General features: G+C 36.5%; 21 protein-coding genes. 1 reads left to right on the forward strand and 20 read right to left on the reverse strand.

Going from position 1 to position 19,955, the window contains the following annotated elements:
* Positions 1-20: 20 nt before the first annotated feature.
* Both ABMA79_RS13280 and ABMA79_RS13285 read right to left on the reverse strand, forming a co-directional pair.
* Positions 21-1,508, reverse strand: a complete 1,488-nt coding sequence (locus ABMA79_RS13280) for a hypothetical protein (RefSeq protein ID WP_393093179.1) — start codon at positions 1,506-1,508, stop codon at positions 21-23.
* The gene (locus ABMA79_RS13285) at positions 1,480-1,794 is read right to left on the reverse strand and encodes a hypothetical protein (protein ID WP_146037886.1); all 315 of its coding nucleotides are present in this window, start codon (positions 1,792-1,794) and stop codon (positions 1,480-1,482) included. The genes ABMA79_RS13280 and ABMA79_RS13285 overlap by 29 nt, the downstream gene beginning before the upstream one ends.
* 78 nt (positions 1,795-1,872) lie before the next feature.
* Here ABMA79_RS13285 and ABMA79_RS13290 point away from each other — a divergent pair, with 78 nt between their 5' ends.
* Entirely contained in the window at positions 1,873-3,051 is a 1,179-nt protein-coding gene (locus ABMA79_RS13290; RefSeq protein ID WP_393093181.1) for a patatin-like phospholipase family protein, read from the forward strand.
* Between the two features lie 62 nt (positions 3,052-3,113).
* Here ABMA79_RS13290 and ABMA79_RS13295 read toward each other — a convergent pair whose 3' ends face one another.
* From ABMA79_RS13295 to rpmH, 18 genes are all read right to left on the reverse strand, one after another.
* Positions 3,114-3,617 carry an outer membrane beta-barrel protein gene (locus tag ABMA79_RS13295; RefSeq protein WP_392861422.1) on the reverse strand — a complete coding sequence of 168 codons (504 nt, stop codon included), beginning with the start codon at positions 3,615-3,617 and terminating at the stop codon, positions 3,114-3,116.
* 41 nt (positions 3,618-3,658) lie between these two features.
* A complete protein-coding gene (locus ABMA79_RS13300; protein ID WP_393093184.1) occupies positions 3,659-5,218 on the reverse strand; it encodes a hypothetical protein in 1,560 nt (519 codons plus the stop codon).
* A 105-nt stretch (positions 5,219-5,323) separates the two neighbouring features.
* Positions 5,324-5,734, reverse strand: coding sequence for an ATP synthase F1 subunit epsilon (atpC, locus tag ABMA79_RS13305; RefSeq protein WP_392861419.1), 411 nt, complete (start codon positions 5,732-5,734; stop codon positions 5,324-5,326).
* A gap of 57 nt (positions 5,735-5,791) precedes the next feature.
* The gene (atpD, locus tag ABMA79_RS13310; RefSeq protein ID WP_392861417.1) at positions 5,792-7,210 is read right to left on the reverse strand and encodes a F0F1 ATP synthase subunit beta; all 1,419 of its coding nucleotides are present in this window, start codon (positions 7,208-7,210) and stop codon (positions 5,792-5,794) included.
* 10 nt (positions 7,211-7,220) lie between these two features.
* Complete coding sequence (atpG, locus tag ABMA79_RS13315; RefSeq protein ID WP_393093186.1) at positions 7,221-8,093, reverse strand: ATP synthase F1 subunit gamma; 873 nt, start codon at positions 8,091-8,093, stop codon at positions 7,221-7,223.
* A 17-nt stretch (positions 8,094-8,110) separates the two neighbouring features.
* Positions 8,111-9,619 carry a F0F1 ATP synthase subunit alpha gene (atpA, locus tag ABMA79_RS13320; protein ID WP_393093516.1) on the reverse strand — a complete coding sequence of 503 codons (1,509 nt, stop codon included), beginning with the start codon at positions 9,617-9,619 and terminating at the stop codon, positions 8,111-8,113.
* Positions 9,620-9,644: 25 nt separating this feature from the next.
* Positions 9,645-10,184, reverse strand: a complete 540-nt coding sequence (atpH, locus tag ABMA79_RS13325; protein WP_392861414.1) for an ATP synthase F1 subunit delta — start codon at positions 10,182-10,184, stop codon at positions 9,645-9,647.
* A 16-nt stretch (positions 10,185-10,200) separates the two neighbouring features.
* A complete protein-coding gene (locus ABMA79_RS13330) occupies positions 10,201-10,728 on the reverse strand; it encodes a hypothetical protein (protein ID WP_393056888.1) in 528 nt (175 codons plus the stop codon).
* Between the two features lie 24 nt (positions 10,729-10,752).
* Entirely contained in the window at positions 10,753-11,196 is a 444-nt protein-coding gene (locus tag ABMA79_RS13335) for a hypothetical protein (RefSeq protein WP_392861411.1), read from the reverse strand.
* A 144-nt stretch (positions 11,197-11,340) separates the two neighbouring features.
* A complete protein-coding gene (locus ABMA79_RS13340) occupies positions 11,341-11,673 on the reverse strand; it encodes a polymer-forming cytoskeletal protein (protein WP_103218611.1) in 333 nt (110 codons plus the stop codon).
* Between the two features lie 103 nt (positions 11,674-11,776).
* Entirely contained in the window at positions 11,777-12,742 is a 966-nt protein-coding gene (locus ABMA79_RS13345) for a ParB/RepB/Spo0J family partition protein (protein ID WP_393093188.1), read from the reverse strand.
* 16 nt (positions 12,743-12,758) lie between these two features.
* The gene (locus ABMA79_RS13350) at positions 12,759-13,610 is read right to left on the reverse strand and encodes an AAA family ATPase (RefSeq protein WP_392861408.1); all 852 of its coding nucleotides are present in this window, start codon (positions 13,608-13,610) and stop codon (positions 12,759-12,761) included.
* A gap of 36 nt (positions 13,611-13,646) precedes the next feature.
* On the reverse strand, positions 13,647-14,312 hold the full coding sequence (locus tag ABMA79_RS13355; RefSeq protein ID WP_392861406.1) for a 16S rRNA (guanine(527)-N(7))-methyltransferase RsmG: 666 nt from the start codon (positions 14,310-14,312) through the stop codon (positions 13,647-13,649).
* Entirely contained in the window at positions 14,309-16,150 is a 1,842-nt protein-coding gene (mnmG, locus tag ABMA79_RS13360; RefSeq protein WP_393093191.1) for a tRNA uridine-5-carboxymethylaminomethyl(34) synthesis enzyme MnmG, read from the reverse strand. The genes ABMA79_RS13355 and mnmG overlap by 4 nt, the downstream gene beginning before the upstream one ends.
* A gap of 140 nt (positions 16,151-16,290) precedes the next feature.
* Positions 16,291-17,853: a tRNA modification GTPase gene (locus tag ABMA79_RS13365; RefSeq protein WP_393093194.1), complete on the reverse strand. Its 1,563-nt coding sequence runs from the start codon at positions 17,851-17,853 to the stop codon at positions 16,291-16,293.
* 6 nt (positions 17,854-17,859) lie between these two features.
* Positions 17,860-19,332 (reverse strand): membrane protein insertase YidC, encoded by a 1,473-nt coding sequence (gene yidC, locus ABMA79_RS13370; protein WP_392861400.1) that lies wholly within the window; start codon positions 19,330-19,332, stop codon positions 17,860-17,862.
* A gap of 81 nt (positions 19,333-19,413) precedes the next feature.
* The gene (rnpA, locus tag ABMA79_RS13375) at positions 19,414-19,773 is read right to left on the reverse strand and encodes a ribonuclease P protein component (RefSeq protein ID WP_392861398.1); all 360 of its coding nucleotides are present in this window, start codon (positions 19,771-19,773) and stop codon (positions 19,414-19,416) included.
* A complete protein-coding gene (rpmH, locus tag ABMA79_RS13380; protein WP_021267474.1) occupies positions 19,773-19,925 on the reverse strand; it encodes a 50S ribosomal protein L34 in 153 nt (50 codons plus the stop codon). The genes rnpA and rpmH overlap by 1 nt, the downstream gene beginning before the upstream one ends.
* Positions 19,926-19,955: the final 30 nt, after the last annotated feature.

A 19,955-nucleotide genomic window follows, 5' to 3' on the forward strand; every position in this document is an offset into this window, starting at 1 on the left:
TTCTAATTTAGATTGTCATTTTAGAAAGCAAATTTCACACCACCCTTTAGGGCCGTGTTCTTAACAGTTACTTTAGTACCGTCGCTTGCAAATTCAGCTTTATCGCTTAAGTAATCGATTCCACCGTAAAGATTGATATTTGGTCCATACTTATATTCAGCACCAGCAGCAACGTGGAAGTTACTTGTATCTTTTGCACTACCAAAAATCGATACATCTTCTTCATAACCAGGATCAAGCATAAAATCGAATTGGAAATAAATTCTAATTCCTCTAACCAGTGGCATACTTGCTCTGGCACCGACTAAGATTCCACTAAAGTTTATTTCAGTAAATCCATCTGCTACTTGATTATCAAAACCATGTGTATATGATCCGTAACCAAAGAAGACATCAACTTGTGGGCCATAGAAGAAGCCCATCGGAAGATATTTATAACCTGCTAGTAATCTAAAACGAGATGAGTCCATCGAATTACTATCAGAAACTAAATTACCTGCATCTTTTGAATACTTTCCAAAACCTTTTTCTAATTCTAGCCCAACCCAATAATTTCTTGTAAGCCACAGCTCACTATCAAAGGCGATTGCAAAATCAACTCCGTTAATTGATTTTGTTCCATTTGAAATTGATGAATTATTATTTGATCCTGTCCCAATCTTAAGGGCCAGTCCAAATTCACCTAATCGACCAAATGAAGATGTACGATCATTACCTTCAACTGGATCGTATTTTAAATCTCTCTTTTCGGACTCTTTTGTATTCTTAGAAATTAATACCCAGTCTTCAGCTTGAATAAGACTCTTATCTTCATAGCGAAGTACTTTTACTTGAGATAGTGATTCACCAACATGAATAATCCTACCTGTAGCAATTGTTTTTGTTTCCCAGTCAACAACTTCCTGAAGAAGTGGGTGCTTTCGACGTCGCATCGGACGTACAACCTTTACTTCATAATCAGTAAAGATACCGGCATCTTTTCCAAGATCAATTGAGAACTGTTGTCCTAGAACTCCAAGTACACGAGCATCGTATGGAATTTGTTTTTCATATTGATCGAGCCAATTATTGGCCGTCTGAGCAATTAATCCAGGATCGTCACTATTAAGCTCAATTTTTTCATTGAAGTAGATATCTCTACCATTAGCTCCAAAGATTTGCATATTAACAGCAACACCTTTTGGAAGGCTTTCTATTTTAACTTTAATTAATGAGCCAGCATTTGTTTTTTCAGAAACCAATTTTAAAACTTTTGGATTCTCTAAGGCCGCATCTAGATTCTTCTTATAATTTGATAAAATATTAATAATTTCAGAATTATATTGATAGTAGCACCAACGTGATGATTTTAGGTAACCTTCAATTTTAGCAAAGACCTCATAACCTAGTGCTCCACCGACAGAGTCTCTTACAGGTAGAACCATACAACGACGTGCGCTTGGTGCAGCAAAAGCATCAAGTGCTAGTAAAAGTGAAAAACTAGTTATAAGTAATTTGATTATTTTCATTGAGACGACCTTCGTAGAGATCTACGAGCATTTTATATTCATTATTTTCTTGCTTGGTTTTAATTAATTCTTTTTTAAGAAGTTCATGTTCTTCTTGTAAACGCTTTAGGTATACGATGGCGTTCGATGCACTTAGTGAATCGTTATATTCCCACTCGTTCATTTGAATCAGATATTTACCCTGATCAAATTTCCAAATTAATTTATCTCTTTTTATATAGCGACGAATTGTTGATATTGAGATTCCCTTCAACAATGAATAGTCATTTATGTCCATCCAAATCATTTCTTAATTTTAACCAACTTGACGTGCTTTGCCAAAAATTATCAATACATAAATTCGTATTTCGAGTATAATTTTTTTATGAACAGAGTTGATATAGAAAACTTCAGGAATAAAAAGACTGCCCTGGTTCTTTCGGGCGGTGTCGTTAAAGCTGCCGCATGGCACCTTGGAGTAAGTTGGGCACTTCACGACCTTGGGTTTACATTCAAGCATAATCATTCTGATGTAAATCCTGATTATGAAATCTCAACTTATGTTGGTTCGAGTGCAGGGGCCCTAATCAGTCTCTTTTTGGCCTCTGGCCATTCACCACTTGAAGTCATTGAAGCTTTTATTCATAAAAACAAATCTGGTTTGAAGCCTATTACATACAAGGATATGCTTTCACTTAAAAGGCCAAATTTAAAGCCCCACCATCCAAATCTCTACGATCCATTAGATGGTTTCCCTCTTGTTATCAAAAGCCTTTTAAAGCCAATCATGACAGTCTCTGGACTCTTTTCGACAACAGGACTACACGAATATATTATTGATAATATTATTAAATCAAATAACTTCGATGACTACGATGCTGATCTTTTTATCATTGCCACTCAATTAGATAACTCGCGAAAGACAATTTTTTCTCGCTATAATTATCCTAATCCAAGCCATGACCCAACAGCTCACTACTATACGGATATTCCCATTGCCGAGGCGGCCACTGCATCGATGAGTGTTCCACCTTTCTACACTCCATATCCAATTCATAATACAGTAACAGATACGACTGATTTTTATATTGATGGTGAAATTCGTGAAACCCTTTCAACTCACGTGGCCGTTGATAATAATTGTGAGTATATCATCTCAAGTTGGACCCATACTCCTTATCACTATCAAGATGAAATTGGCTCCCTTGCTAACTATGGCCTTCCGGCCATTTGTACACAGGCCATTTACTTAATGATTCAAAAGAAGATTGTTGATTCGAGGGCCAGACGTATTGCCGCTCAAGATATTATCGATACAGTAAATCAGTATATGCTCAACGAAAAATTCAGCAATGAGCAGCGACGCCATATCACTTCAATTATCGAAAGAAAGCTTAACTTCAATCCTGACGTCAAGCTTATCGATATCTATCCAAAGCATGATGATTACAATCTCTTCTTTGCTGATATTTTCAGCTTAAATCCGAAGAAGATGACTAAGATGCTAGAAGCTGGCTACAAGCGAACAATGGAAATATTTAATAATAAAGAATACGAATCTTAGAAATTTAAAGAAATAAAAAAGGCCCACATAAGTGGGCCTTCATATTTAAAATCTTTTATTGATTAAAGATCAAGTGGAACTGAAATTCCAACTAGGATTTCTTTTCCATCAAAGTCCGGGAAACCACCTGCACCATCGTAGCTCATTGCACGGTACTCTAAGTTAAGTGATACAAATGGAAGCATTGTGAAACCAACACCAACAGCAACTCCTGAACCATCAAAACTTGCTCCTGATGCTTCAATATCAGAAGAGAAGTAATAACTTGCATATCCTCTTAAAAGAATTGGAAGATCAACTGCTACGAATACACCTAGATTAGTAGTATCAGCATCAACATCACCTGTTGCATCATCAATAGTATATGAACCCATATTGTAATCAAGTCCAAAACTTACAAGCATTGGAAGTGAATAACCTAAACGACCACCGATATTTGTACCAGTAGTATCATCACCATCAGTATCACCTAGAATATTATAAGCTAGGTATGGCTCAACATAAATTCCAGCTTGTGCTTGGAAACCAGCAATCATAATCATCATTGCAACTAAAATCTTTTTCATACAATCTCCTCATAAGATAAATCTAGTAATATTCTCTCAAACTAGATATTTTCAATAATATATAATCCTTCAGTACAGAAACTTTGGGTGTATTGAATATTGCCTTCCCCAGAGTCAATTTTCGTATTCATAATCCCGTAATCATGGGAGATCACAAATACCTTCTCCGTAAGTCCTGTTATTTCGGCACTAACTGTTCCATCCTTGTCCATATAATAAAAATCATAGGAACCGGATGGCCGCTGTGACGACATATAAGCTTCAAAACCAACTAACGGATTATTCAAATTAATTTGAATAACACATGCACCATTATCGGCCCGATTTTGAAAGAGCTCTTTTAAGTAATCAATATACTCAATGGATGGAATCACGACTTTCTTAATATCGTTGAATCCCACAAAGACCGAGGTCTCTTTACCAACTTCAATATAGTGTTTAAAACTGGCATCCCGCAATGGGGTAAGAATTTTATAGCGATTAAGCCCCACTTTAGAAGCCGAAATTTCACGGTTAAAGTAGCGAATATCATTATCGTTCAAATTCAAAGACTGCAGTGTTTTAGCTGCAAGATTTTCTTCATAAACAGAAAAATTAATGGCCTTCGCATCTAAGAGTAAAGGTGCCTCATATGTAATTTCATCTTGAACAAGATGGATAATTTTTTGTGCAACCTTGCCCTTAAAGTCCATATACTTAATTAGATGATTTCCTAATTCAACATCGAGATAGAGCTCGTAAACAAAGGCATCCCCAGGGTCGACTTCTTTAAAGTTTCGATTAAGAAAGACCTTCTTTTTGAAGCTACCCATGAAAGTAGACGTATCAATCTTATCACCAAGATCCACTAAAATATGGGCCCCTGTTTCTTCTTTCACTTTATTCTTTTCTAATATCTTGAAAAGATAATCACCATTAATGACAGGAATATCAAAGGTCGTATCACTTCGTGCACTTAACTCAAAATTAGTTCTAATAATTCCTTGAGCAGCAACTGAACCCCGAAAAGTTGAAAAGCTATCATCGCTAGAAATTGGAATAGTAATTTCACCCATCCCTGCATCAGTAAATAGCTCATTCAAGTTATACGTAGGAACTAAGTCAAAATCCGTTAAATTATTCTTTGAAATACCCTTAGGCCCAAACTCACGTAACTTTACTTTGAAATTTGAAACTGATTTCTTCTTACGTGCAGCTGACTGAATAAAGCTTGAAAAATCAATGACTGGTTTATAATTCTTAGGTTTCCCTAATGCTGTTGGCTTAACTTTAACAATTGGTGCCTTCGTTAAAGCAGAAGGGTTCTTAAGAGCTTCTTTCTTGCCTTTATTATCGCCGTAAGAAAAGAAAACGAGTTCTTCCCCATCTTTGATATTACCGCTTACCTTAGCACCTTTTTGAACCCCAGAACTCGCCATAACAATTTCATCAGACTCAACATGCCCTTGATAAGCGACCGGTGGGACAAAACGTTTATGCAATTCAAATGTTTCTTTAACATCGAAACTCTTAGGCTTAAGAGTAACTATATCTCCGCCACTTAATGCATATGCATTTGCTAAAAATAAAGAAATGAAGAGAAAAATAAACCTAATAATCATTAGCTCTATTTTCTCACTATTGGGATATTTAAGACTAAAGGGGCAGAAATTGCCGGGTGAGTTCTAATTGGCAAAAGAAAGGCCCTGTTTCCAGGGCCTAATCTATTATTTCGAAATTTGCTTAACTAGTTGTAATCTAAGTTCCGCTCTATCAAGCTTACGACGGTACTTAACTAATTCTTCATCAGTTAGTGTTCCTTTCAGCTTTTCACGAGCGTAAATTAGTGCATTTGTAGCTCTTTCCTCATCAATCTGACAATCTTCTTCAGAAGTCATAGATAGGATAGTAATTTGGTCGTTTAAAACCTTTACGATACCGTTAGTAACAGTAAAGAATCTTTCAGAATCATCACCGTGTACAGCAACGCTACCAGTAGCTAGCTTCTCAACAATGTGAGTGTGACCATCAAGAACTTCAATCTCACCCTTTAAAGTAGGGATGAAAACTGAGTCTGCTGGTACGTTCTTCGCAACAACTGAGCTAGGCGTTAGAATATTTACAACAAAGTTACTCATTTATTAATCCTTTGCTTAAGTTCCACAGGCTTTTGGCCCATGGAACCTACTACTTAGTTATGCGTCTTTCTTAAGTTGTTCCCACTTTTCATATACCATGTTTAGGTTACCAACAAGGTAGAAAGCTTGCTCAGGAACTTCATCACATTCACCAGCTAAGATAGCTTTGAATGCTTTGATCGTATCGTTGATATCAACGAATTGACCTGGGATACCTGTAAACTGCTCAGCAACGAAGAATGGTTGAGAAAGGAATTTCTCAATCTTTCTAGCACGACCAACAAGTACTTTATCTTCTTCAGAAAGTTCATCCATACCAAGAATCGCGATGATATCTTGAAGTTCCTTATATCTTTGAAGGATCTGTTGAACTGAACGAGCAGTATCATAGTGATCATCACCAAGGATAGCTGGAGATAGAATTGTTGAAGATGACGAAAGTGGGTCTACCGCTGGGTAGATACCTTTTTCAGCAATTGAACGTGAAAGTTCTGTAGTCGCATCAAGGTGAGCGAATGTAGTTGCTGGAGCCGGGTCAGTATAGTCATCGGCAGGTACGTATACAGCTTGGATAGAAGTAATCGAACCATCTTTAGTTGAAGTAATACGTTCCTGCATAGCACCCATCTCAGTACCAAGAGTTGGTTGGTAACCTACGGCAGATGGAATACGTCCAAGTAGTGCAGATACCTCTGAACCAGCTTGTGTAAAACGGAAGATATTATCAACGAAGAATAGTACGTCTTGTTTTTCTTCATCACGGAAGTATTCCGCTAGAGAAAGACCAGTAAGAGCAACACGTGCACGTGCACCTGGTGGCTCATTCATCTGTCCATATACTAGAGCTGTCTTATCGATAACTCCTGATTCTTTCATTTCTTCGTAAAGGTCGTTTCCTTCACGAGTTCTTTCACCAACACCTGCGAATACTGAGAAACCACCGTGTTGAGTAGCAATGTTGTTGATAAGTTCCATAATAAGAACTGTTTTACCAACACCAGCACCACCAAATAGACCAATCTTTCCACCTTTTAGGTATGGAGCAAGAAGGTCAATAACTTTAATACCAGTAAAGAATGGCTCAAGTTTTGTTGATTGATTTTCAAATGATGGAGCTTCTCTGTGGATTGAATAAGATTTCTTATTACCTAATTCACCAGCTTCATCAATAGCCTCACCAACTACGTTGATGATACGACCAAGACACTCACGTCCTACAGGCGCTTGAATTGGAGCACCAGAGTCAGTAACAACTAAACCTCTTGAAAGACCTTCTGTTTGGTCCATAGCGATCGTTCTAACAACGTTATCACCTAGGTGAGTTGCAACTTCAAGAACAAGGTTATTTTCTTTGTCGTTGATTGTTGAGTTTGTAACTAAAAGGGCGTTATAGATTTCCGGTAAATTTCCATCAGCAAATTCAACGTCTACAACAGGACCCATAACTTGACGAATAACACCTTTTGCTTGTGACATTCTACGCTCCTTAACCATTGAGGGACTCAGCACCAGATACAACTTCAATAAGTTCAGTTGTAATCGCCGCTTGTCTCAATTTATTCATTTTAATAGTTAGTGTTCTAATTGCATCTTTACAGTTTCCAACGGCACTATCCATTGCTGACATACGTGATCCATGCTCCGCTGCTGTAGCATCTAATACTGCAGTCCACATTGCACTTGTGTATGCTTCTGGGATAAGGCCATCTAAAATATTTTCAGCACCAGGGTTGTATCTGAAATCAAACGGATACTTTTCCTTTAGCTCATCTCTTTCAGATGAATCAAGAGTCATTGGAAGTACTTGTTTAACAGTTGGTTCAACCTGGATAGCAGAATGGAAGATATTGTAAGCAATACTTACCTTTCCTACTTCACCAGTTGCGAAAAGCTCAGAAAGCTTAGACGCAATATTTTGAACTTCATGAAATTGTGGTTCTGTTCTTTCAAAACCATAAGTTTCACCTTCATTAACAAGTTTCACAACAAGTTCTTTTACTTTAGTACCAATAAAGTGAACTTCAAGGTTGTTAGTATCTTCATGGTTTGCAAGATAAGCTTTAACAGCTTTTGCAAGACCTGAGTTATAACCACCACAAAGACCTTTATTTGAAGAGATTACAAGAAGTACTTCTTTCTTAGATTCGTTATTATTTAAGAAAGAGTGATTGTAACCTTCAACTAAAGCAGAAATTGTCTTAATTGAATCTTCTAATTCATTTGCATAAGGACGCGCATTCAGAATAGCATTCTGAGCCTTGTTTAGCTTTGCAGCTGAAACAAGTTTCATAGCTTCCGTAATCTTTAAAGTACCCTTAGTACTTTTGATTTTCTTTTTAAGATCCTTAATATTTGCCATTATGGCTCCTCAATTAATTAGTAGTTCTTACTTGCAATAAATTCTTTAATTGCAGTTGCTAATTTACCATCATTCTCACCAGAGATTTGTTTCTCTGATCTTAGTGAACTCATAAGATCTGAGTGAGAAGTATTTAGGTGATCTAGAAGATCTTTTTCAGCATCTCTTACTCTATCAACAGGTACTGAGTCGAACATACCTTTTGTACCAGCGTATACAGATACAGTTTGGTCGATAACATCAAATGGAGAATATTGTGCTTGTTTAAGTAGCTCAACAAGTCTCTCACCTTTTGAAAGTTGTTTTTGAGTCGCTTCATCTAGATCTGAACCGAAAGCCGCGAAAGCTTGAAGTTCACGGTACTGAGCAAGATCAAGTCTTAGAGTACCAGCAACTTTTTTCATTGCTTTAATCTGAGCAGAACCACCAACACGTGATACCGAGATACCAACGTTAACGGCCGGACGGATACCAGAGTTGAAAAGGTCACCTTCTAGGAAGATCTGACCATCTGTAATCGAAATTACGTTTGTTGGAATATATGCAGAAACGTCACCTTCTTGAGTTTCAATAACTGGAAGTGCAGTTAGTGAACCAGCTCCTAGGTCATCAGATAGTTTCGCCGCACGCTCAAGTAGTCTTGAGTGACAGTAGAAAACGTCCCCTGGGAATGCTTCACGTCCTGGTGGACGTCTAAGAAGTAGTGAAAGTTGACGATAAGCTTGTGCTTGTTTTGTTAAATCATCATAAACGATTAGTGCGTGCTTACCGCTATCTCTGTAGTACTCACCCATAGTACAACCAGTATATGGTGCTAGGTACTGAAGTGGTGCAGAGTTAGAAGCAGTTGCAGATACGATGATTGTATAATCAAGAGCACCAGCTTCTTTTAGTTTTTGTTGTACTTGACGTACTGTTGAGTTCTTTTGACCAATAGCTACGTAGATACAAACAACATCTTTACCTTTTTGGTTGATGATTGTATCGATTGCAACAGCAGTTTTACCTGTCTTTCTGTCACCAATGATAAGCTCACGTTGACCACGTCCGATTGGGATCATAGCGTCGATCGCTTTAATACCTGTTTGAAGTGGCTCATGTACAGATTTTCTACCAAGAATACCTGGAGCTTTAATTTCAACACGTCTAGCGTGTTCAGAAACGATTTCACCTTGTCCGTCGATTGGATTACCAATAGCATCAACAACACGACCTAAAAGAGCGTCACCTACTGGTACTTCAACGATCTTTTGAGTTCTTTTAACTGTTGAACCTTCTGTGATTTTTGGATCATCACCAAGAATAGCAACACCAACGTTGTTAGTTTCTAGGTTTAGAACCATACCTTTTGTACCTGTAGCAAATTCTACAAGCTCTCCGGCCATTACGTTTTTAAGACCGAAAACTCTAGCAACACCATCACCAACAGTAAGAACTGTACCTACTTCGTCTACTTGAAGTTTAGTTTCGAAGTTAGCAATTCTGTCTTTGATAATGCTCGTAATTTCTTCTGGATTCATTGACATCATTTACCTCTACAATAATTGGCCATTAGCCATTTATAATTGATTCTTTTAAAGTATTAAGTTGTTTATCTACAGATGCATCGATTTGATAGTCTTCAACTGTCACACGAACACCTGCTGTAATTTTTTCGTTTTTTGTATAAGTTAACTCAGGTTCTGATCCAAGTTGTGACTTAATAAAAGACTTAATCTTATTAAGTGACTCAGTATCAATTGAATCTGCATTACCTTCAATTGTTCCTCTCATGAAACCTTTTTCATGATCATCCATAACGATAACTTCTTTAAAGATTAGAGGTAGAATACCAATTCTCTTTTCTTGAAGTAGGAAATTAATAAATGATTTTACAACTTGAGAAAGCCCTAACTTTGCTAATACATCATTTAGAACAGAAGCTTTTTCCTCAACAGTAAATACATCTAGAAACATTACGTTTTCTAAATCATTACTTGCATTGATTACTTCTGTAAGAGCAGTAAGCTCTTGTGCTGTATTAATATTAGACTCTTTACCTAGGCTGAAAATCGCTTTTGCATACGCTTTGGCTACATTCTTTTCTTTCATCTTACTAACCCTAGAACTATAGTCTTGAAATTAAATTGCTTGTTGCTTTATTTGATAATGAACTATCTGAGTGAATTTTATTCTTTGTTTTAGAAATTACTTCATCTAATAGCGATTCATTAAGTTGCTTAAGCATCATCTTCTTTTCAGATTCTAATTTGTGTGAAGAATCTACTTCCATTTTTTCCATTGATGCTTTGATTTCTTGAACGTAAGTTTCTTCGAACTTATCACCATCTTTTTTTGCGTTTGTGATAATTTGTTCTTTCTCACCTTCGATATTATCTAGCTTAGCTTTTGAAGCTGATAATACTTTTTCTGCTTTTGCATCTTTCTCAGCTGCATACTCTACAAGATCCTTAATTGAATCTGCTTTTTCTACAAATGAGTTTTTCATGAAAGGGATAATTTTCCATGCCATGAATCCAAAAACAATTGTGAAGTTAATTGCAGGAACTAGTAGGTCTGATAAATGACCACCGTGGTACTCACCACCAGCTGCAAATACGATATTACTAAAAACTAGAGCTAATAATAATTTCATTTAGTATCCTTATAATTTTAATGACTACTGTACAATTTTATCAACTAGAAGTGATGAAAGCTCATCAGCATCTTTCATGATAGCAACTTTCTTCTCTTCTAATTCTTGAGAGTATTTTGCCTTTTCTGAGTTAGCTTCTGTTTCAAGCTTATTAGCAAGTTCTTTTACCTTAACTGCTTCACGCTTAGTAACTTCTTCTTTCTTATTTTGAATTAAGTTGAAAGCTTCAGATTGAGCGCCTTCAATTTTTGACTTATATTCATTTTCTAGCTCAGTCGCAAGACGTGTCTTTTCGTCAGCACCAGATTCCATTTTAGTAGTTTTTGCTTCACGGTTCTCAAGAACTTCTTGAAGCTTAGACCAGATTAGGTTTCTTGTTACAAAGTAAAGAACTGTAACGATGGCCAATTGAATGAAAAAAGTAGAGTTGATACCTAGAGAGTTTAATACTGTATTGATAGTATCCATTAGTGACTACCCCAAATTGTGTAATAAGATTGGTTAAAAGTTCACTAATAATTAAACTTTATCTGGCCTATCGTCAAGATAAACCGCTTTTTTCTGAATGATTGTTAATATTTATTTAAGTTGTAAATAATCAAATTTATTTAATTATTTCTCGTCGTGCATCTTCGTTGTACCGTGGAAAATAACGCCGTCTTCCACGATAAGCGAAGGCGTAGTGATAGTACCCTCAAAGCGAGCTGGCTTGATAATTTCAACGCGAGAAGTCGCCTTGATGTCACCTTTTACAATTCCACTAATCATAATTACGTCAGCAATAATGTCTGCATTAATTACAGCAGCCTCGGAAATAATTACCGTATCATTTGAAAAGATAGTTCCGTTCACAATTCCCGCAATGCGCCCTACACCGTTTAGTGTGATATTACCCTCGAGCTTACACCCGTCTTCGATAATCGCTGCCATTGTTCCTTGTGTCATAAATCTACCCTTTCCGTGGCTGGTTCTATAGGACCATATTTGATTTAAATTTTGGTTCTATAGGACCGGCCATCAAGACTGGTCCCATAGGACCAATAAAACATTATCTATTTAAAAGTAAGTATTCAAAAATATCATTAAATTCGGCTTCATTAGAGAATTTAAGTACAACTTCTCCTCCACCGTTTTTATTTGTTTTAATACCGAAATGATAACCAGTTTTTTGTTCTAGTTTTTCACGGTACTGTGACATTTTTCCATTAAAAAAGTCGAAGTTCTCTTCTTCTTTGCCAACTTTTGTTGGTCTCTTCGCTGACTTGATTAATTTTTCAGTTTCACGAACTGATAGATTATCAAGAGCTGCTTTATTTGCAATACGGATACAATCTTCTCTTTCTTTCACACCAGCTAAAATCTTAGCGTGTCCAAATGAAAGTTGATCCTTTTGAATTAACTCAACAACATCGCGTGGTAACTTAAGAATTCGTAGGAAGTTAGCTACTGTAGATCTTTCCTTTCCTACTTTCTTTGCAACTTCTTCTTGAGTTAAGTTGAAGTCTTCCATTAGTGCAAAGTAAGCTAGAGCTTCTTCTACACAATTAAGATCAGATCTTTGAACGTTTTCGATGATCGACATAACCATCTTTTCACGATCAGTTGCTCTTTTAATAACAACAGGAACTTGTGTAAGACCGGCAAGTTTAGAAGCACGAAGTCTTCTCTCACCAGCAACAAGTTCATATCCATTATCGGCCTTAACAACGATTAGTGGTTGAATAACTCCGTTTTCTTTAATTGAATTAGAAAGCTCATGAAGCTCTTCTTCTTTAAAGATCTTTCTTGGTTGGTTTGGGTTTGCATGAATAACTGTAATATCAAGCATTGAAGGATTAGTTTCTACTTGTACAGCTGGAGTTGTATTAAGTACTGGTTTTGTAAGAGCTGGATTATCTGCTGCTACTTTTTGAAGATCAGAAAAAGCTGCTTGAGCCTTTGATGCTTTGGAAGCACCTTGAGTGCCACCAAGTAATGATCCCATTCCTTTTCCTAACGCCATTTTCTTAGCCATTGTCTCTTCCCCTTACCTATTGAATATTACCAGCTAGTGAACCATCGATTTCATTAGTCGAAGGAACCTGAGGTAATTCATTTTGAATTTCTACTGATTGTGCACGATCTTTAATAATAAGTTCTTTAGCTAGTGATAAGTAAGCTTCAGAACCTTTTGATTCAATATCGTAAAGGATAATTGGTTTACCAAAAGATGGACACTCGGCGAGTTTTACATTTCTAGGTATTACCGATTGAAATACTTTTTCGCCGAAGTGCCTTCTAATCTCTTCTGCAACTTGCTTGTGAAGAGATGCTCTCCCATCAAACATAGTAAGGACGATTCCGTCCATTTCTAATGTAGGATTTAAATTTGCTTTAATAAGTTTAACTGTGTTTACAAGTTGTGCCAGACCTTCCATTGCAAGATATTCAGTTTGCATTGGTACAATAAAGCTATGAGCAGCGTTTAACGCGTTCACAGTTAAAAGACCAAGTGAAGGAGGACAATCAATTAGGATATAGTCGTAAGAATCCATTACGGGCATAAAAGCTGTCTTAAGCTTTGATTCTCTAGCGAATTCACTTACTAACTCAATCTCTGCTCCAGATAAGTTATTATCAGATGGACAGATATGAAGATTAGGTAATTCAGTTTCGTAGATACATTCACGAATATCTGTTTTACCAATCATTGCATGATAGATATTGCTTCCATTATGCTGCGCTGAATCAAGCCCTAAGCTAACACTACCGTTACCCTGAGGGTCTAGGTCAATTACCAGAGTTTTTTTCTCGGCTACTGCAAGGCAGGCAGCAAGGTTAATTGTAGTTGTTGTCTTACCAACACCACCCTTCTGATTCATGAGTGCAATAATTTTAGCCATTTATGTCTCCCAAAAGATATAGTTGTTACTATATTTTTAAAGAAATGAAGACAAAGTGACAAGTTGTTTATTTTTATTTTTTCTAAAACTTGTGATTTCTGTTCCACGTAGAACATTCTTATTACGTAAGGCAATCATCATACGGCCTTCAGTATTTGGAATGTCGACAAGGGTCTCTTCAACTATCTCCCACTTATTTCCAAGCCAATCCAGATCTTCTAATTCATAGAAGTTAGGCCCTTTGTAGAAGATCACGTTTACAGTCTTATCAGTGATAATTAATGGGAGAAGATTTTGTATCGTTGATACGGCCTTGAATGTAATAGTACAGTCGCGATCAAAATATACGTTCTCAAATCTTTGATGATAAGTCTTAACATTATCAAGACCGATGGCTTCAGCAATCTGGTTAACTACCTTCGACTTCTTCCCTCTTGCTTCAAAACCAATATACTTCTTATCTGGATTTAAACTAGCAAGTGGTAGTAATGGAAAGCCTCCGCCAAAACCAATATCGACATGGATCTTCGTCTTGTCATAGATCTTCTTAAGTGAAGCTACGTTTTCGATAGGTTTAACACTATCTACATATTGCTTATCAAAAAACTCTTCTGGTGTATTAATTCTTGTTAAGTTAATTCCTGCAAATGGACCATTGATTTGTTCTAAGTACTTTTGGCAAAACTCTGTATCTTTCATCATAAAATATTACCTGCTACATAAGCTAAGGTTGCAGGACGAATCCCTACTATTCTTTGTAATTGGCCAAAACTTTCTGGCCTTATTTCTGTTATACGTTGGCGGCATTCAAATGAGATATTCTCACTTGCTACTAATACCTTCCAATCAACTGGTTTCTTACTCAAACGATTAATCTTTGCATTCTCTACTAGTGCACGATCAATATAACCTTCGTATTTAAGAGAGATAGCTACCGTACGAATAACATTCGGATCGAAGGCCATATTATTCTCATTTAACTCCGCTGCTAATACATCAACAGGATTTAAATGTGCCCTCTTTGATAACTCAGCAAGAGTTATATTTGAATTAAGAGGTCCATAGCCTTTTTCAGTGAAATAGTCTTTATTATTTGGGTTGGCCTTATATGTATAATTCTTAGCTACATTCCATATGATATTAAAGCTTCTTTCAAAGGATTCTTGGTATTGGTCAACATCTGCATATAATCCTAGTTGTTGACGATACTTTTTCATACGTAGAATTGTATTATCCTCTCTTACATAAAGACGGTTTTCATTACGTGCAGTAAATAGTCTATAAGGTTCATCTCTCTTATTTGAAACAAGGTCCTCTACCATAACTCCAATATATGAATCCTCGCGATCTAAAATAAACTTTTCTGCACCAATAGCTGATCTTGCAGCATTAATTCCTGCAATCAAGCCTTGTCCAGCGGCCTCTTCATAACCTGAAGTACCATTTACTTGTCCTGCGAAATAGAGTCCTGGCATTTCTTTAGACTGAAGTGTTCTATCCAGACATGTTGTATCGACTACATCGTATTCAACAGCGTATCCATAGATAGCAATCTCTGCTTTCTCCAGGCCTTCGATTGTGCGAATAAAGTCTAGCTGTATCTCACGAGGAAGAGATGTAGAGATACCATTTGGATAAAACGTATCTAATTCTAGTGATTCTGGTTCAACAAAGACGTGGTGAACATCCTTATCTTCATAACGATAAGCCTTATCCTCAATAGAAGGGCAATATCTAGGTCCAACACCTTTAATCTGACCATTAAAGATAGGACTTCTTTCTTTATTATCGCGTATAATCCCCAGGGTCTTTTCATTCGTTTTAGTAAGGTGGCAAGACACCTGTTTAACAAATCTTTCGTTTAAATCATGCCCAAAGTGGAAGTTTACTGCAGTGGGATCACTTTCCTGCTCCACCATCTTAGAAAAATCGATCGAATCTCTCTTAAGACGTGCAGGAGTTCCTGTTTTAAACCTAGTCTTGAGTGCTGATACACCTACAAAGATATTCTCAAGAGAGTCGGCTTTCAGACAGTCGACACGACCACCATCTGACTGCTCTTCTCCTGTATGCATCTTCCCAGCTAAGAATGTACCTGTCGTCACAACGATCTTCTTTGAAAGATACTCACCTTCAGCTGTTTTAATAAGAAAAGAGTCTTGATCCTTGCTTACCCTCTCTACCATCTCACGAATAACAGTTATATTATCATTCGCAGCAACTTCAGCTTCTGCGTTCCTAGCGTATACTTCCTTATCAATCTGTACTCGAGTTGACTGTACAGCATAGCCCTTCGATTCATTAAGGGTACGATATTGGATAGCACTTCTATCAGCAAGTTTACCCATGATACCGCCAAGGGCATCTATCTCTCTTACAACCTGACCTTTACCTACTCCACCCACTGCTGGATTACATGGAGCCGATGCTATGCTCACACCAGGCATTGTTACGATTGCAACTTTTAAATCAAATTGAGCGGCAGCCCACGCAGCTTCAAGTCCTGCATGTCCTCCACCAATGATGGCAACATCAAACATATTAATTCCAATTCTACACGTGTTCCACGTGGAACTTTTACCATAATTTGTTCTACGTGGAACAAAAGGCGCAGTTCTAATAATAAAGTTCTACGTGGAACATTTAAGCTATATTTTAAGAAAAATCAATGGTTTATATATTATTTACCTATGCAGAAGTTGGTAAAGATATGTGTAAGAGTGTCGTCTGGACTAATAATTCCAATAAGTTCTGCGGTTTTCTTTTCAAGAATCGAAACTTCAGATGAAATGATAGCAATATCGTCTAAGCACCTAATATTATTAGAAAATTCTGTAAATTTTCCATAAATATCATTGATAACAACACGGTGTCTTTCGATTGAAATAGGGTCGCTATTACGTAATTTCAGATACTTAGATAATATATCCTGAGTGATTAACTCTGTTATATGAGCTGGTTCTATAGGACCAGTATTCTGATTCATTTCAGATTTTGCCCCTGTAGGACCAGAAATATCTTTTGGTTCTATAGGACCATTCTTGTGGTCTGCCCCCATAGGACCAAGATCTTTTTCAACTGGTTCTATAGAACCACTTTGTGTATCTGGTCCGATAGGACCACATATTTCTACAAGACTTCCCTCGCCTTTTGAAGTGTCGGCACTATAGTATTTAATAGCCTTTGGAAGATTTGATTTAAATTTTTCTAAACTGATATCACCTTTGAATTCATCAAAATGTGTAAAGATTAGAGCATCAAAAAGAGTCTCTTTAATATCGTGATACTGATATTTTTCGACTTCATTAATATTCACGAGAAGTATTTTATAGAAAGCATTTTCAATTAAATTACGACTTCTTTTAATCCCCTCTTCTTCAATAACGTCAGTGGTATTGCGAAGTCCGGCCGTATCAACTAATTTAAAAGTTTCATTTCCTAGGCTGATATATTCAGAAATATAATCACGTGTGGTTCCAGCAATATCAGATACAATTGAGCGAGACTCATTTAAGAATAAATTGAATAGTGAGCTCTTTCCTGCATTTGGTTCACCACAGAGAACAATATCCGGTGACATTAAACTCTTAGCATTCACACTAGCACTTCGATGAAGTGAAGTAATATGACCACTAATATCGGCAACAGCATCATCTAGTAATTTCTGAGACTGTTCCTCCCCTACGTCTTCAGCAAAGTCGATATTAATTTCGACGGCCGCTTTCAGTTTTAAAAACTTATCGTAGAGATCTGTATATTTTTGATAAAGGCTTCCATTAAGAAGTTTAAGACCTTCATCAAGCATTAGAGAAGAAGAAGCATTTAAGAGAGCATCAAGTCCTTCGACTTGAGCAAGTGAGAGCTTCTTATTCTTTAGTGCTCGATAAGTGAATTCACCATTCTTTGCTAAACGAAAGTTACCAGAGTTAATGAATGCATTCATAATACGCTTTAAATTGAGTGTATTACCGTGTGCAGCTATCTCTAATATATTTTCACCATTGTAACTATTTGGGCCCTTAAAATACGTAATAACGACTTCGTCTAGGAAGTTTCCTTCCTGGTCGTATAACTTAGTAAAAGTGGCCTTGCGAATTTCTAGTTTTGATAAATCTTTTTTAAAGAATGGTCCTATAGAACCAATGTCGGAAAAACCAGATAAACGGATAACCCCTATGGCCGTATTTTCATTTAGGCCAGTCGAGCAAGCGACAATAGGTAGGTCATCCGTTTCATATATCATGGTTAATTATGCTTCTGCAGTTTTGTAAACGTATAGTTGTTGTGCAATTCCCAGAATGTTTGAAACTGTGAAATACAGATTTAAACCAGCTGGAAGATCTTTCATAATGAAAATGAAAACGATCGGCATAATGTACATAATCTTCTGTTGATTTGGATCTGCAGAAGTTGAAGGATTAAGCTTAGTTTGCACAAGCATTGTAATCCCCATAATTGCAGGAAGAATATAGTACGGATCTTTTGCACTAAGGTCAGTTAACCAAAAGTAGAATGGTGAACCAACTAGTTCAACAGAGTTTGAAATTGCTTGATAGAAAGCAATGAAAATTGGAATTTGAAGAACCATTGGAAGACATCCACCAAGTGGTGAAGCACCAGATCTCTTAAATAATTCCATTGTTTCTTTTTGCTGCTTCATTGGATCGTCAGCATATTTTTCTTTAAGCTTTGCAATCTCTGGTTGAAGAACTTGCATCTTCTTCATTGATCTAAAAGACTTAGCTTGAAGAGGATAAGTAGCAAGACGAATAACAATTGTTAAAAGGATAATTGCAACACCGTAGTTTCCTACATAAGTGTAAAGCATTTGCATTGCTTTAAGAATTGGAACAGCAAAGATTCCAAAGATACCAAAATCGATTGATAGATCTAATTGATTATCAAATCCTAAAAGGTAGTCATAATTTTTTAAAGCATAAAGAACATAACCATTGTAGTTCTTCTTACCATTTACAGTTTGGAAGAAGATCTCACCACTTTCAGTGGCCATGTAATTGATAGTTTGCTTTTCATTAAATACGTTGAAGAAAACATGGTGATTAAAATCTAGAGCAACCCACTTTAAGCTCCCCTCACCTTTCTCATCTGATTCTAAGTTATAACGATCAGTATCTATTCCCTGAACAACATACTGACGATAAGTTCTATTATCAGATTGTTTTTCAGTCGCTGACATATTGTATGAAAGTCTAAAGTCTTGGTTACCATTTAGTTGGTAAGAAAGACGGCCATCATTTTCTAATTTTAAACGAATTGAAATTTGCTTATTAAGGTCATTACCTACAACTTCATTTTCTTGTGTTTGTTCATCAAATACAAAGTTGAAATTTTGTAGATTGTTATTCGTATCAATTAACTTAAAGTTAAAAAAGTTATCTTTGTCAGAAAGCTCTTTTAAAGTCATTGAAGTTTTATTTCCAACAGCTTCACTAAAAGAAAGATCGCTATTTACTGTATAGAAAAAAGAACCTGCTTTAAGAGTTACTGAAGTTAGATTAGTAGCTTTATTTGTTTGCGTAGCAATTGGCTTCGTTTCAGATGAAGAAGTCGTTGCTGTGCCTTGTGTGTTTTGAGTTTGTACTTGCTCTTGCTTAACTGGTTGTTGAACTGGTTGGTTTGAACTGAAAAGTGCTTGCCATGTGAAAACAATTACACCAGTTAGAACAAACGCTAAGACAGTGCGTTTTTGATCATTATTCATTCTTTAATACTCCTAGAGTGTATTTTCTTAAGTGCTTAAGTATGGAGATTTTTAACACGCTATAAAGGAGTTGTTAATCTTTTATTGAATTTTTGCAAAGGCGTTCACAAGGGAATTTCGAAGATCTTCTTTGGGATTTTGTGAATTTTTAAAAAGACGATTAGAAACAACAATCATAAAGTCCTTACCGTTGTTACGGTAGGAACTCGTACGAAAGAATTCTCTAATTATTCTCTTACAAAGATTACGCTTATTAGCTTTACCGACTTTTTTGGTAACAGAAAAACCAACTCTGGAAGTTTCAGAGTTAAGACGTGATGGCTTGTAATAAATACGAAGCCAACGATCAGTGACTACATGAGAATTTTTTCTTAAATAAGAAAAATCTTCAGTTGATAGCAGTCTTGAACTTTTATCAAAAGTGCTATCAACTGATGTCATTATTTCTTACCGTGAGAAACTGTAAGTTGCTTACGTCCCTTAGCTCTACGAGCCTTGATAACGTTACGCCCACCTGCTGATTCCATTCTCTTAAGGAATCCGTGTACTCTCATTCTTTTCTTTCTTTTTGGCTGCCAAGTTCTTTTAGACATCTTCAACCTACCTAACTATAACTGTTTAAC

Source organism: Halobacteriovorax sp. HFRX-2_2 (assembly GCF_043196705.1).
GTDB lineage: Bacteria > Bdellovibrionota > Bacteriovoracia > Bacteriovoracales > Bacteriovoracaceae > Halobacteriovorax_A.